This window comes from Brachybacterium sp. ACRRE, assembly GCF_022346485.1.
GTDB classification, from domain to species: Bacteria; Actinomycetota; Actinomycetes; order Actinomycetales; family Dermabacteraceae; genus Brachybacterium; species Brachybacterium halotolerans.
The window spans coordinates 1-12,129 of sequence record NZ_JAKRMO010000052.1; the positions used below are offsets into that span (position 1 = coordinate 1).

Sequence of the window (12,129 nt, forward strand, 5' to 3'; positions counted from 1 at the left end):
CACCGGCCCCGCCCCCGCGCCGACCACCGGCCCGCAGACGCGGAACGGGGCACCCACCGCGACGGTGGATGCCCCGTTCCGGGGTGAGGCCCAGCCCGTCGGCCGGACTGGCCGGATCAGGCCTCGTGCGTGCCCGCGCTGCGCAGGTTCTGCGAAGCCTCGACGATGCGGGCGGCCATGCCGGCCTCGGCCTTCTTGCCCCAGGCGCGGGGGTCGTAGGCCTTCTTGTTGCCGACCTCGCCGTCGACCTTGAGGACGCCCTCGTAGTTGTCGAACATGTGGCCGGCGGCTGGGCGCGTGAAGGCGTACTGGGTGTCGGTGTCGATGTTCATCTTGATGACGCCGTTGTCCACCGCCTCCTGGATCTCCTCGAGCGTGGAGCCGGAGCCGCCGTGCATCACCAGGTCGAACGGCTTGTCCTGGCCGTACTCCTTGCCCACCGCGTCCTGGATGTCCTTGAGGACGGAGGGGCGCAGCTTGACGTTGCCCGGCTTGTAGACGCCGTGCACGTTGCCGAAGGTGAGAGCGGTGAGGTAGCGGCCGTTCTCACCGAGGCCCAGCTTCTTGGCGGTCTTCAGGCCGTCCTCCGGGGTGGAGAAGAGCTTGTCGTTGGAGACGTCCGCCTGGACCCCGTCCTCCTCGCCGCCGACCACTCCGACCTCGATCTCGAGGATCTTCTTGGACTCGGCGGTCTTGGCGAGCAGACGCTCGGCGATCTCGAGGTTCTCGTCGACCGGGACCGCGGAGCCGTCCCACATGTGCGACTGGAACAGCGGGTCGAGGCCCTTCTTCACGCGGTTCTCGAGGTCCCACTCGATGAGGGGCTCGACCCAGGTGGGCAGAACCTCCTTGGCGCAGTGGTCGGTGTGGAGCGCGACGTTGATCGGGTAGTTGTCCGCGACGGCGTGGACGAACTGCGCCAGAGCGATCGAACCGGCCACCCGGTCCTTGACCGTCGAGCCGGACAGGTACTCCGCACCGCCGAAGGACACCTGGATGATGCCGTCGGTGTTCGCCTCGGTGAAGCCCTGCAGCGCCGCGATGGCCGTCTGCGAGCTCGAGACGTTCACCGCGGGGTAGGCGAACGCGCCCTTCTTGGCGCGGTCGATCATCTCGGCGTACTTGTCAGGGGATGCGATGGGCATGTGTGCTCCTCACGCGAGTGCGAGTAACGGCATCGGAACGCGCCGCGACGGCGCGCAGTGCTGTTGATTCTCTCACGCCGGCGTCTGAACGGAACCTCCGGTCCGCGCCCGTGGACACGGGTCCGCGGACGCCGCCGGCGCGGCGCCCCGCCCGGGAGCTCCGGCGCGCGATCACCCCGCGTCCGTGCCCGTGCCGCCCTCCCCGCGGAGCGCGTGCTGGCGCATCCAGGTGTGCATGGCGATCGCGGCCGCCGCCGCGACGTTGAGCGAGCGGGTCGAGCCCAGCTGCGTGATCTCGAGGACCTCGTCGCAGACCGCGAGCAGCTCCGGACTGATCCCGGGGCCCTCCTGGCCGAAGACGAGGACAGCGCGCTCGGGCAGCCGCGCCTGCTCGAGCGGCCTGGCGCCGGGGATGATGTCGATCGCGATCAGCGGCCTGCCCCGCTCGTGCGCCCAGGCGGCGAGGTCCGCGGCGTCGGGATGGTGGATCTCGTGCTGGTAGCGGTCGGTGACCATGGCGCCGCGACGGTTCCACCGGCGGCGCCCGACGATGTGGAAGGCGCCCACCGCGAAGGCGTTCGCGGTGCGCACGATCGAGCCGATGTTCGCGTCGTGCTCGAGGTTCTCGATCGCGACGTGCAGCCCGGTGCGATGGGCGTCGAGGTCGGCGATGATCGCCTCGCGCCGCCAGTAGCGGTAGCGGTCCACGACGTTGCGGCGGTCCCCGCCCGCGAGCAGCTCGGGGTCCAGCCGGGGATCCTCGGGCCACGGCTCGGGATGCGGGCCGACGCCGACCTCCCGCTCGGGGCCGACGGGCTCAGTCATGACTCGACGTCCTGTCGTCCCGGTCCATCCCGCCCTCGACGCGCTCCTGCGCGCGGACCCTGAGGTCCGGGTCGGGCAGGCCCTGGGCACGGCGGCGCCGCTCGCGTCGCACGAGCCGCACCACCCAGATCACGAGCAGCAGCGCGATCACCACGTACACGATGTTCGAGATGACCTCGGTGAACGGCTCGATGACGTGCCAGTTCGCGCCGAGCGTGAACCCCAGGGTGATGAACAGGGCGTTCCAGATCGCGCTGCCCGCGAGGGTGAGCAGGGTGAAGCGCCAGAACGGCATCGCGAACAGACCCGCGGGGATGGACACGAGCGACCGGATCCCAGGGACCATGCGGCCGAAGAACACGCCCTTGGTGCCGTGCCGCCGCATCCACTCGACCGTCCGGTCGAAGTCCTCGACGTGCAGCAGGGGCAGCCGCAGGAACAGGGAGCGCAGCCGCGCGGGACCGAGCGCCCGGCCCAGTCCGTACAGGACCCACGCCCCGGCGACCGATCCCACCAGCGAGCACAGCAGCATCTCGAGGAAGGAGTGCCCCTCCTTCGCGGCGGCCACCCCCGCGAGCGGCAGGATCACCTCGGAGGGGATCGGCGGGAACACGTTCTCGAGGAAGATGAGCAGGGCGACGCCGAGACCGCCCAGGGCGTCCATCGTGTCCACGGCCCAGTCGACGACGTTCATCGGGACGCCCCGGCTCGCGGGACGTATGCGGGGGCGCAGGTCATGGGGGGCCTCTCGCTCGTGGACGGGCATCTCCATCGTAGAGGTCGCGCCGATCAGCTTCCTGGCATGCGCCTGACCTTCTACTGTGTGCCCCATGACCTTCAACCCGAACGCCGACATCCGCTCGGACAACGTCTCCCGCGGCGGTGGCGGCGGTCGCGGCCGCGGCATCGCCATCGGCGGCGGGGGCGGCGGCTGCCTGCTCCTGGTGATCGTGGTGATCTACGCGATCATGGGCGGGAACCCGCTGGACCTGCTGCAGGGCTCGGATTCGGGCAGCTCGCAGTCCCAGGACCAGGGCACGGGCGGGGACACCGGGTGCACGACGGGCGCCGACGCGAACGACTCGGACGACTGCCTCGTCCAGGCCACCGTCGAATCGGCCGACGCCACCTGGCGGGACCTCGCGCCGCAGATGGGCATCTCCTTCAGCGAGCCGCGCGGGAAGCTGTTCTCCGGGCAGACGAACACGGGCTGCGGCGCCGCCTCACGGGACGTCGGCCCCTTCTACTGCCCCGCCGACAGCACCATCTACATCGACACGAGCTTCTATGACGAGCTCAGCTCGACCTACGGGGCGTCCGCCGGCGCCTTCGCGAAGGAGTACGTGGTCGCCCACGAGTACGGGCACCACATCCAGAATCTGCAGGGCACGATGGACCGCATCGACCACTCGCAGAAGGGCCCGACGAGCGACGGCGTGCGCCTCGAGCTGCAGGCCGACTGCTACGCGGGCGTGTGGGCGGACCATGCCTCGTCCTCGAAGGACCAGGAGGGTCAGGCATTCCTCGAGCCGCTCACCGACGAGGACATCTCCGACGCGCTCTCGGCGGCGAGCGCCGTGGGCGACGATCACATCCAGGGAGAGGTCTCGGGCGGGGACGTGAACCCCGAGACCTGGACGCACGGCTCCTCCGCGCAGCGCCAGAAGTGGTTCACCACCGGCTACGAGTCCGGCGATCCGGAGTCCTGCGACACCTTCTCGACCTCGAACCTGTGAGGGGCCAGTCCCCTCAGATGCTGAGCTCGTCGACCGAGAACGCGGAGAGGTAGCGGTAGCCGGCCGCCTCGATCTTCTCGCGAGCACCGGTGCCGCGGTCCATGATCACCGCGACGGCCCGGATCCGCGCGCCGGCCTCCTCGATCGCCTCGCACGCGGTGAGCACGCTGCCCCCGGTGGTGGAGGTGTCCTCGACGGCGATGACGTCGCGGCCCGCGATGTCGGGGCCCTCGATGCGGCGCTGCAGGCCGTGGGCCTTGTTCGCCTTGCGCACGACGAACGCGTCCAGGCGCGGCGAGGGCAGGGCGGAGGCGCCCTCCTCGGCCGCGAAGTTCGACCAGGGATGGGCGCCCGCGGCGGCGCCGTCGTGCGCGGCGGTGTGGAGGATCGAGGTCGCGACCGGATCCGCGCCGAGCGTCAGGCCGCCCACGGCGCTCGCGGCGTCGGCCCCGTGGAGCAGTCCGTCGGAGGCGAGCAGGTCGAGCATGACGCGGCCGACGAGCGGGGCGGCCTCGTGGTGCAGGGTGATGCGGCGCAGGTCGATGTAGTAGTCGGCCTCGGCTCCGGAGGAGAGCGTCACCTTCCCGCGCACCACGGCGAGGTCGTCGATGAGCTGGAGCAGGCGGGCGCGCGCGTCGGCGGTCGAGATATCGGGCATGGCACCAGGGTAGACGCAGTGCGCATCCCTCCGCGTCGCGCGCTCAGCCGTCCTCGCGCTGCCACGGGGCCTTCAGCCGGCGCCGGGACGCGCGCCGGCGTGCGCGGCCGAGGGCCCGTCGGCCGGCCGCGGCCTCCCACCGCGGGGAGGCGAGCATCCGCACGAGGCGCCGGGGCGCGAGGCGGGAGACCTCTCCCGCGGCCCGGTACTTCACCGAGGGGATCGAGAGCACCTGGCCCTTGGCGGCGTCCCGCAGGGCCTGCTCCACCACGAACGGGGCCTTCAGCCAGGTCACGCGGGGCAGTCCCTCGACGTTGATCGAGGCGCGCTCGTGGAACTCGGTGGCGACGAAGCCGGGCAGCAGCGCGGTCGCCGTGACGCCCGTGCCCTCGAGCTCGGTCGCCAGGGACTCGGTGAACACGGTGACCCAGCTCTTGGAGGCCGCATAGGGACCGGCGGCGGTGTACCCGGCCAGGGAGCTGACGTTGATGATGGCGCCGCAGCGACGCTGGACCATCACCCGCGCGGCCGCATGGGAGAGGACGAGGACGGCCCGGATCAGCGTGTCCATCTGCTTCTCGTGCTCCTCGACGCCGACCTCGAGGAAGCGCCCGCGCAGCCCGTATCCCGCGTTGTTCACGAGCAGGGAGACCGGGGCGACGGGGTCGGTGACGGCGGTGGCCACGCGATCCAGCTCGCGGCGCACGGAGAGGTCGGCCGCGAGCACGTCGACCTCGACCTTGTGCACGTGGCGGATCTGCTCGGCGACCGCCCGCAGGCGCCCCTCGTCGCGGGCGACGAGCAGCAGGTCATGCCCCGTCCCGGCGAGCTGCCAGGCGAACTCGAGGCCCAGTCCGGCGGTCGAGCCGGTGACCAGTGCGCGTGCCATGTCCTGATGCTAGTCGCGCGGGGACGAATCGGCGGCGCTGTCCGAGGTGTCGGAGGAGGACTGCTCCGGGGTGCCGGAGCCCGGGTGGTCCGAGACGGTGCCGTCCAGGTATGCGAGGGCGGCGACCACCTGCGCGCGCGTCATCACCGCGAGCGTCGGGCGCAGCTGCGGCACGAAGGCGCTCTGGTGGTTCGCGGGGACGTCGCTCGCGATCGTGCCGGCGGCCTGCGCGCGGCGGTAGAGGTCGGGATCGGTGCCGCCGACGGTCCAGTACACGTACGGCGCGCCGAAGGCGTCGGGAAGGTGCGAGAAGTCCTCGCTCGCGGTCGCCGGGGCCATCGTGACCACCTGCCCGTCGTCGAAGGCCTCCTCGAAGGCGGCCCGCACGAGCTGCTCCTGCTCCGCATCGTTGCTGGTCAGCGGGTACTGGTCGTAGTACTCGAACTCGGGCTCCTGCGGGCAGCCGGAGGCCTCGCACTCGGCGCGCACGATCCGCTCGAGGGCGGCGATCACCTGGTCGCGCACGTCCGTGTCGTAGTGGCGCAGGTTCAGGCGCAGCTCGGCGGTCGCGGGGATGACGTTGGACTTGGTCCCGGCGTTCAGCGCGCCGACGGTCACCACGGAGAAGGATCCCGGCGGGATCTCGCGGGAGACGATCTGCTGCAGGCGCAGCACGATGCTCGAGGCGAGCACCACAGGGTCGACGGCGAGATGCGGCATGGAGCCGTGGGCGCCGCGGCCGTGCAGGGTGATGTGCACGGAGTCGCCCTGGGAGAGGACGGGCCCGTCGGTGATCGCGACCTGGCCGGCGATCCCCGGCATGACGTGCTGGCCGAGCGCCACGTCGGGACGGGGCACTGCCTCGGCGAGGCCGTCCCGCAGCATCGAGAGGGCGCCGTCGGCCTCCTCCTCGCCGGGCTGGAAGACGGCGATGTAGGTGCCGCTCCAGCCCTCGCGGTTCTCGACCAGGGCGCGCACCGCGCCCAGCAGTGCGGAGAGATGGAAGTCGTGGCCGCAGGCGTGCATGACCCCGTCGGTCTCGGAGCGGTAGTCGACGATCCGGTCCTCGGTCACGGGCAGGGCGTCGATGTCGGCGCGGGCGAGGACCGTCGGCCCCTCCCCGTTCTCGATCACGGCGACCACGCCGGTGCCGCCGAACCTGCGGGTCCCCAGCCCCAGCTGCGCGAGCTCGTGCTCGATCCGCCCGGCCGTCCCCTCCTCCTGCATGCTCAGCTCGGGGTGGCGGTGGACGTCCTCGTAGAGGTCCTCCTGCCAGTCCCCCATCGATTCCAGGCTCTTCTCGATCGCGGTGTCCATGTCCCTACTGTGCATCCTCGCGCGCCCCTCGTGCAGACGGATGGGGCGGGAGGCGGACCGGGCGCGTCGGCCCGCCCGCATAGACTCGTCCCATGCGGATCGCCACCTGGAACATCAACTCCCTGCGCGCCCGGATGGATCGGCTGCTCGCCCTGCTCGAGCGCCAGGAGATCGACGTGATCGCCCTGCAGGAGATCAAGGCGAAGCCTCAGCAGCTGGACCTCAGCGGTCTCGAGGCCGCCGGCTACGAGGTCGCCGCGCACGGGCTGAACCAGTGGAACGGCGTCGCGATCGCCTCGCGCGTCGGCCTGAGCGACGTGCGCACCGAGCTGCCGGCCGTTCCCACCTGGCCGGAGGACGAGGACGGCGTGGTCGAGGCGCGCGCGCTCGGCGCCGTCGTCGGGGGCGCCGAGGACGGATCGGGCGGTCTGCGCCTGTGGTCGCTGTACGTGCCCAACGGACGCGAGATCGACCACCCGCACTACGGCTACAAGCTGCGCTGGCTCGAGGCGCTGCGCGCCGAGGGCGCCCGCGAGCTCGCCGCCGACGCCGACGCCCGCGTGCTCCTGACCGGCGACTTCAACGTCGCGCCCGAGGACGACGACGTCTGGTCGATGGAGTTCTTCGAGGGCAGGACGCACGTCACCGAGCCCGAGCGCTCGGCGTTCCGGGCCGTGGTCGACGAGGGCTTCGCGGACCTGGTGCGCCCCGATCACCCGGGCCCCGGCGTGTACACGTACTGGGACTACCAGCAGCTGCGCTTCCCGAAGAAGGAGGGCATGCGCATCGACTTCGCACTCGGCTCCCCCGCCGTGCAGTCGGCATACCGCGCCTCGTTCATCGACCGCGAGGAGCGCAAGGGCAAGGGCGCCTCCGACCACGCGCCCGTGGTGCTGGACCTGGAGCTCTGAGCCCGCTCCGCGGGTCCTCCACAATGCCCGTTTATCCCCCATCCGGGGTTCGGGGCTGACGGGGAGCCCGCTCGCGCCGACGCTGGGGGCATGACCAGCCTCCTGGACCGCCCCGCACTCCGCACACCCTCCCGGTTCCCGGCCGCCTCCTCCCCGCCGAGCGCCGCGGGACCGCAGGAGCACGCCGCGGATCAGCGAGGGCGGGGACCGGGATCCGGAGCCGTGGGCGGCGCGTCGGCCATCGTCCTCTGGCACGACGTCGCCGTGGAGGAGGACGCCGCGGGGAGCCTGCGGGCGCTGGTCGCAGACCACGCCGGTGCGGCCGGCGCCGTGCTGCGCGACGCCCATGAGCTCGCCGCCCCCGCGACCTCCGGACCTGCCGGATCCGCCGGACCCACCGGATCCGCGAGAGGGACCGACGTGCGCGAGGCGCTGCACCTGTGCACTCCCGCCGCGCTGCTCGCCGCTCCCCCGCGCACCGCCCGGTCCCGCCTGCTCGTGGTCACCGATCGCCCGGTCTCCGAACCCGTGTGGCGGCGCGCGCTCGAGCTCGAGGCGGCGGCCGTGCTGCGCCTCCCGGAGGACTCGACGCGCCTGCTCTCACTGCTGGGGGACGCGCTGCGACCGCGCCAGAGCGCCCGCATCATCGGGGTGGTGGGCGGCTGCGGCGGGGCCGGCGCCTCGAGCCTCGCCGCACGGCTCGCGGGAGCGGCCGCCCGGGCGGGCCGCTCGAGCGTGCTGATCGACGCCGACCCCCTGGGCGGGGGCCTCGACGCCCTCGTCGAGGCCCCGGATCTGCGCGGGGCCTGCTGGGAGGACCTCTCCGGGATCGATGCGGCCGACGGCGAGGCGCTGGTCGCGGGGCTCCCGGAGGTGGACGACGTGCGACTGCTGGTGGCTCGGGAGGATCCCGCGCCCAGCGGCATGCAGCTGGACCATGTGCTCGCCGCGCTCGACTCGCTCACGGCGCGGGTCGTGGTCGACCTCGCCCCGGACCTGGTGGGCCCGGCGATCGCGCACCTGGACCGGCTGTACGTGGTGCTGCCGGCGACCGATCATGCGCTGCGCGCCGCCGCCCGGCGCCTCGCCTCCTGGCACCTGCCCCCTGGGGGCGCCGAGGTCGTGCTCCGCGGTCGCGGACCGGTGTCCCCCGCGGATGTCCGGGAGGTGCTGCACCTGGGCGTCGCGGGCCGCTTCGCGGACTCCTCGCGCGCGACCGTGCCGCTGCTGGACGTGCGCCGCGGCGGGGCGGACGGGCTCGCCCGTCGCCTCGCGTCGAGCTGGGAGGACGCGCGATGAGCGCCGTCGGCGCCCCGGAGGGAGCCCTCGACGCGGTGATCGACCGGGTGCGCGAGGATCTCGCGGCGGAGCCGGGCCCCGTCGACGTGCCCAGGGTCTCCCGGGCGCTGCGCCGGGAGGGCCGTGTGCTCGGCGCCGCCGCGATGCTCGAGATCACGAGCCGCGTGCGCGACCACGTCTCCGGACTCGGACCGCTGCAGGACCTCGTGGGTCCCGGCGTCACCGACGTGCTCGTCAACGGCGACGGCAGCGTGTGGGTGGACGGCGCCGAGGGACTGCACCGCAGTCCCGTGCACGTCAGCCCCGAGCAGGCGCGCTCGCTCGCCGTGCGCCTGGCGACGCTGGGCGGCAGGCGCCTCGACGACGCCGTGCCCTGCGCGGACGCCCGCCTGCCCGGCGGCATCCGCTTCCACGGGGTGCTCTCGCCGCTCTCGCCCACCGGCGCCCTGATCTCCCTGCGCCTGCCCTCCGAGCGCACGATGACCCTCGCGGATCTCGAGGCGGCGGGTGCTCTCCCGGACCCGCTGCCCGAGGTGATGCGTGCGCTCGTCGCCGCCCGCGCGGCGTTCGTCGTCACGGGCGGCACCGGGACGGGCAAGACGACCCTGCTCGGGGCGCTGCTCGCCCTCGTCCCCGAGAACGAGCGCATCGTCGTCATCGAGGACGCGCAGGAGCTGCGCATCGACCACCCCCATGCGGTCCACCTGCAGTCCCGTCACGCCAACAGCGAGGGCACCGGCGCGGTGGACCTGACCGACCTGGTCCGCCAGAGCCTGCGGATGCGCCCGGACCGCGTGGTGCTGGGCGAATGCCGCGGCGCCGAGGTGCGTGAACTCCTCCAGGCGCTGAACACGGGACACGAGGGCGGCTGCGGGACCCTGCATGCCAACACCGCACTCGACGTCCCCGCCCGGCTCGAGGCGCTCGGCGCTCTGGGAGGGCTGGACCGGCAGGCGCTCGCCGCGCAGGCCGCGAGCGCCCTCGAAGTGGTCGTGCACCTCGGCCGCCCCCATGGCAGACGCCGGATCGTCGAGCTCGCGGTGCTCGAACGCGGATCGGACGGCGCGCTGCGCGCGGTGCCCGCCCTGGGCCTTCGCGAGGACGTGGCCGTCACCGGTCCCGGATGGGAGCGTCTCGCCCGCCGCCTCGGCCTGTCCGCGTCCCCGGCTGCGGGACCCGCGGGTGCGGACCGCGCCAGGGGCCGCCACAGCGCCCTCTCCCCCGGCGGGGCGACGCGGCGGGAGGCGGACCGATGAGCTGTCTCCCTCTGCTGCTCACCGCCCCTCTCGTCCTCCTCGTGGTCTGGAGCAGGGGGCCGGCCGTCGCCGCGACCGATCGGCGGCCCCTGCGTCTCCCCCGCCGTCCGCAGCACGCGAGCACGCTGGACGTGGCCCGCATGGTCGAGCGCCTCGCAGTAGTGCTCGGCAGCGGGTCGCCCGTGCGCGGCGCATGGAGGATCGTCTCCGACTCGCTGCCGCCCGGCGAGCTCTCCCAGCTGGCCGCCCGCGTGAGCGCAGGTGCCGATCCGCGCCGCGCCGCCCAGGGACGTCTCTCCCGCTCCGCGGAGATCCGGGCGCTCGGCACTGCGCTCGAGGTCTGCGAGCACAGCGGCGCCCCCATGTCCTCCCTGCTCGAAGGGCTCGCCGGCGCGCTGCGCGGACTGCACGACGCCGCGGCCGCACGCCGCAGCGCCTTCGCGGGCCCGCGGGCGACCGGCCGCATCCTGCTGGGACTGCCCCTCGCCGGGATCGCCCTGGGCGCGCTCCTCGGCGCCGATCCCCTGCGGATCCTGTTCGGCACCGCCTCCGGTCGTCTGCTGCTGATCTGCGGCTGCGCCCTGACGCTCGCGGGCTGGTGGTGGATGCGCTCTCTCCTGCGGACCGCCGAAGGCCACGCGCACAGCGGCGTGGACCCCTCCGTGCTGCTGGATCTCATCGCCGGAGCGATGACCTCGGGGCTGCCGCTGGCCGGTGCCGCATCCGTGGTGGCGCGGGCCCTCGCCGAGGATCCGACCTCGCAGACCGCCGCGGCGGATCTGGACCGCTTCGCGCAGTCCCTCGCGGCAGGCGTGCCCTCCGTGCTCGCCGCGCAGCACCTGCCTCCAGAGCTCACCGTGCTCGGTGAATCCGCACTGCTGGCCGAGCGCTCCGGCGCGGACCTCACGCGGGTCCTCCACGGCGCCGCACGGGATGCCCGTCGCGACCGCGCACGGGATGCCGAGGCGGCGGCCGCGCGCCTGGCCGTGCGACTGGTCCTGCCCACCGGCACCACCCTGCTCCCCGCTTTCGTGCTGCTCGGCATCATCCCGACCGTCGCCTCGCTGCTGAGCGGATCCCTGGGCGTGGAGACCTGGCTCCCCGGCGTCTGACCGCCGCGGGTCCTCCGGCCCGCATCACCCATGACCCCCGGGCTCGCGCCCGGTCCGCGCCGCCGATCGGCGGTGCGTCATCACCCGCACACGCGGGTCCATCCGAAGGAGATCCCCATGTCCGCACTCGTCCTCACCCGGCCCGTCCCGCCTCGCAGGCGCTCGGCCTCCACCCGTCCCACTCCCGCGGGGCCGACGACCACCCGGGCCGCGTCGGGCTCGCCCGCGCGCTCGCATGCTCCGCGCGGCGGCACCGGCGTGTTCGGTCCCACCCGGCACCGCCTGGGAGCGGCCCTGCGGGGCGACGCGGGCGCGTCGACCGCGGAATACGCCATCACGGTGCTCGCGGCCTGCGGCTTCGCGGCCGTGCTGGTGCTGCTGCTGAAGTCCGGCGAGGTGCGGGAGCTGCTGATGAACATCATCACCTCGGCACTCTCGCTGGGGCAGTGACCGCCCGCTCCCCCGCCCCGCCCGCGCAGTGCGCGCACGCCGACGAGGCGTCTCGGCAGGCCCCTTCCCGGGCCGGCCGGGGCGCCCGTCGCCCGCGGCCGGGCACCTGCCGCCCACGGCCCCTCCGCCGTGCACTGCGCGGCGGCACCGGCTCGGTGACGGCGGAGACCGCGATCGTGCTACCCGTCGTCGTGCTGATGGTGCTCGTGATCCTCGTGGCCGGCGTCGGGATCGGCGCGCAGGTGCAGCTCGAGTCCGCGGCCCGCGGTGCGGCCCGCGAGCTCGCACGCGGGCAGAGCGAGGGCGAGGCCGTGCAGAGCGCTCAGCGGATCGCGGGCGACGGCGCGCAGGTGAGCATCGGATCCGACGGTGCGTGGGTGCAGGTGACGGTGACGCGCTCGGTGGGTGCCCGCAGCGGCCTGCTCTCCGGCGCGAGCTGGGACCTCAGCGGCTCGGCCCAGGCGCGCCGAGAACCCCATCTGGTGGGCGACGGGCAGGGAGGGGGCGCGCCATGACGCCGTCACGCACGCG

General features: G+C 73.6%; 13 protein-coding genes. 7 read left to right on the top strand and 6 right to left on the bottom strand.

Annotated features, from left to right (window positions below; translation table 11 throughout):
- Positions 1-116: 116 nt before the first annotated feature.
- The 3 genes from fbaA to MHY49_RS14105 form a co-directional block, all read right to left on the bottom strand.
- Complete coding sequence (gene fbaA, locus MHY49_RS14095; protein ID WP_200502889.1) at positions 117-1,145, bottom strand: class II fructose-bisphosphate aldolase; 1,029 nt, start codon at positions 1,143-1,145, stop codon at positions 117-119.
- Positions 1,146-1,316: 171 nt separating this feature from the next.
- A complete protein-coding gene (locus MHY49_RS14100) occupies positions 1,317-1,970 on the bottom strand; it encodes a TrmH family RNA methyltransferase (RefSeq protein ID WP_239205101.1) in 654 nt (217 codons plus the stop codon).
- Entirely contained in the window at positions 1,963-2,664 is a 702-nt protein-coding gene (locus MHY49_RS14105; protein ID WP_239205103.1) for a DedA family protein, read from the bottom strand. Before MHY49_RS14105 ends, MHY49_RS14100 begins: the two co-directional genes overlap by 8 nt.
- A 136-nt stretch (positions 2,665-2,800) precedes the next feature.
- Between MHY49_RS14105 and MHY49_RS14110 the strand changes: the two genes are divergently transcribed.
- Complete coding sequence (locus MHY49_RS14110; protein WP_239205105.1) at positions 2,801-3,706, top strand: neutral zinc metallopeptidase; 906 nt, start codon at positions 2,801-2,803, stop codon at positions 3,704-3,706.
- A gap of 13 nt (positions 3,707-3,719) precedes the next feature.
- On the opposite strand, the gene MHY49_RS14115 is transcribed toward MHY49_RS14110, so the two are convergent.
- Genes MHY49_RS14115 through MHY49_RS14125 form a run of 3 tightly spaced genes read right to left on the bottom strand, consistent with a single transcriptional unit; the run spans position 3,720 to position 6,570 of the window.
- On the bottom strand, positions 3,720-4,364 hold the full coding sequence (locus MHY49_RS14115) for an orotate phosphoribosyltransferase (protein ID WP_239205107.1): 645 nt from the start codon (positions 4,362-4,364) through the stop codon (positions 3,720-3,722).
- A 43-nt stretch (positions 4,365-4,407) separates the two neighbouring features.
- Positions 4,408-5,253 carry an SDR family oxidoreductase gene (locus tag MHY49_RS14120; RefSeq protein WP_200502896.1) on the bottom strand — a complete coding sequence of 282 codons (846 nt, stop codon included), beginning with the start codon at positions 5,251-5,253 and terminating at the stop codon, positions 4,408-4,410.
- A 9-nt stretch (positions 5,254-5,262) separates the two neighbouring features.
- On the bottom strand, positions 5,263-6,570 hold the full coding sequence (locus MHY49_RS14125; RefSeq protein WP_239205109.1) for an amidohydrolase: 1,308 nt from the start codon (positions 6,568-6,570) through the stop codon (positions 5,263-5,265).
- A gap of 92 nt (positions 6,571-6,662) precedes the next feature.
- Here MHY49_RS14125 and MHY49_RS14130 point away from each other — a divergent pair, with 92 nt between their 5' ends.
- The 6 genes from MHY49_RS14130 (at position 6,663) to MHY49_RS14155 (ending at position 12,113) form a co-directional block, all read left to right on the top strand.
- Entirely contained in the window at positions 6,663-7,481 is an 819-nt protein-coding gene (locus MHY49_RS14130; protein WP_239205111.1) for an exodeoxyribonuclease III, read from the top strand.
- A gap of 90 nt (positions 7,482-7,571) precedes the next feature.
- Positions 7,572-8,780, top strand: a complete 1,209-nt coding sequence (locus MHY49_RS14135; RefSeq protein ID WP_239205113.1) for a hypothetical protein — start codon at positions 7,572-7,574, stop codon at positions 8,778-8,780.
- The gene (locus MHY49_RS14140; protein ID WP_239205115.1) at positions 8,777-10,036 is read left to right on the top strand and encodes a TadA family conjugal transfer-associated ATPase; all 1,260 of its coding nucleotides are present in this window, start codon (positions 8,777-8,779) and stop codon (positions 10,034-10,036) included. The genes MHY49_RS14135 and MHY49_RS14140 overlap by 4 nt, the downstream gene beginning before the upstream one ends.
- On the top strand, positions 10,033-11,148 hold the full coding sequence (locus tag MHY49_RS14145; RefSeq protein ID WP_239205117.1) for a type II secretion system F family protein: 1,116 nt from the start codon (positions 10,033-10,035) through the stop codon (positions 11,146-11,148). The genes MHY49_RS14140 and MHY49_RS14145 overlap by 4 nt, the downstream gene beginning before the upstream one ends.
- Positions 11,149-11,265: 117 nt before the next feature.
- Complete coding sequence (locus MHY49_RS14150; RefSeq protein ID WP_239205119.1) at positions 11,266-11,598, top strand: DUF4244 domain-containing protein; 333 nt, start codon at positions 11,266-11,268, stop codon at positions 11,596-11,598.
- Between the two features lie 155 nt (positions 11,599-11,753).
- Positions 11,754-12,113, top strand: a complete 360-nt coding sequence (locus MHY49_RS14155; protein ID WP_343068556.1) for a TadE family type IV pilus minor pilin — start codon at positions 11,754-11,756, stop codon at positions 12,111-12,113.
- Positions 12,114-12,129 lie beyond the last annotated feature (16 nt).

What these genes read in the sequence shown, in the direction of transcription:
- fbaA (WP_200502889.1), bottom strand. Translation starts at nt 1,145, where the DNA reads ATGCCCATCGCATCCCCTGACAAGTACGCCGAGATGATCGACCGCGCC.
- MHY49_RS14100 (WP_239205101.1), bottom strand. Translation starts at nt 1,970, where the DNA reads ATGACTGAGCCCGTCGGCCCCGAGCGGGAGGTCGGCGTCGGCCCGCAT.
- MHY49_RS14105 (WP_239205103.1), bottom strand. Translation starts at nt 2,664, where the DNA reads ATGAACGTCGTCGACTGGGCCGTGGACACGATGGACGCCCTGGGCGGT.
- MHY49_RS14110 (WP_239205105.1), top strand. Translation starts at nt 2,801, where the DNA reads ATGACCTTCAACCCGAACGCCGACATCCGCTCGGACAACGTCTCCCGC.
- MHY49_RS14115 (WP_239205107.1), bottom strand. Translation starts at nt 4,364, where the DNA reads ATGCCCGATATCTCGACCGCCGACGCGCGCGCCCGCCTGCTCCAGCTC.
- MHY49_RS14120 (WP_200502896.1), bottom strand. Translation starts at nt 5,253, where the DNA reads ATGGCACGCGCACTGGTCACCGGCTCGACCGCCGGACTGGGCCTCGAG.
- MHY49_RS14125 (WP_239205109.1), bottom strand. Translation starts at nt 6,570, where the DNA reads ATGGACACCGCGATCGAGAAGAGCCTGGAATCGATGGGGGACTGGCAG.
- MHY49_RS14130 (WP_239205111.1), top strand. Translation starts at nt 6,663, where the DNA reads ATGCGGATCGCCACCTGGAACATCAACTCCCTGCGCGCCCGGATGGAT.
- MHY49_RS14135 (WP_239205113.1), top strand. Translation starts at nt 7,572, where the DNA reads ATGACCAGCCTCCTGGACCGCCCCGCACTCCGCACACCCTCCCGGTTC.
- MHY49_RS14140 (WP_239205115.1), top strand. Translation starts at nt 8,777, where the DNA reads ATGAGCGCCGTCGGCGCCCCGGAGGGAGCCCTCGACGCGGTGATCGAC.
- MHY49_RS14145 (WP_239205117.1), top strand. Translation starts at nt 10,033, where the DNA reads ATGAGCTGTCTCCCTCTGCTGCTCACCGCCCCTCTCGTCCTCCTCGTG.
- MHY49_RS14150 (WP_239205119.1), top strand. Translation starts at nt 11,266, where the DNA reads ATGTCCGCACTCGTCCTCACCCGGCCCGTCCCGCCTCGCAGGCGCTCG.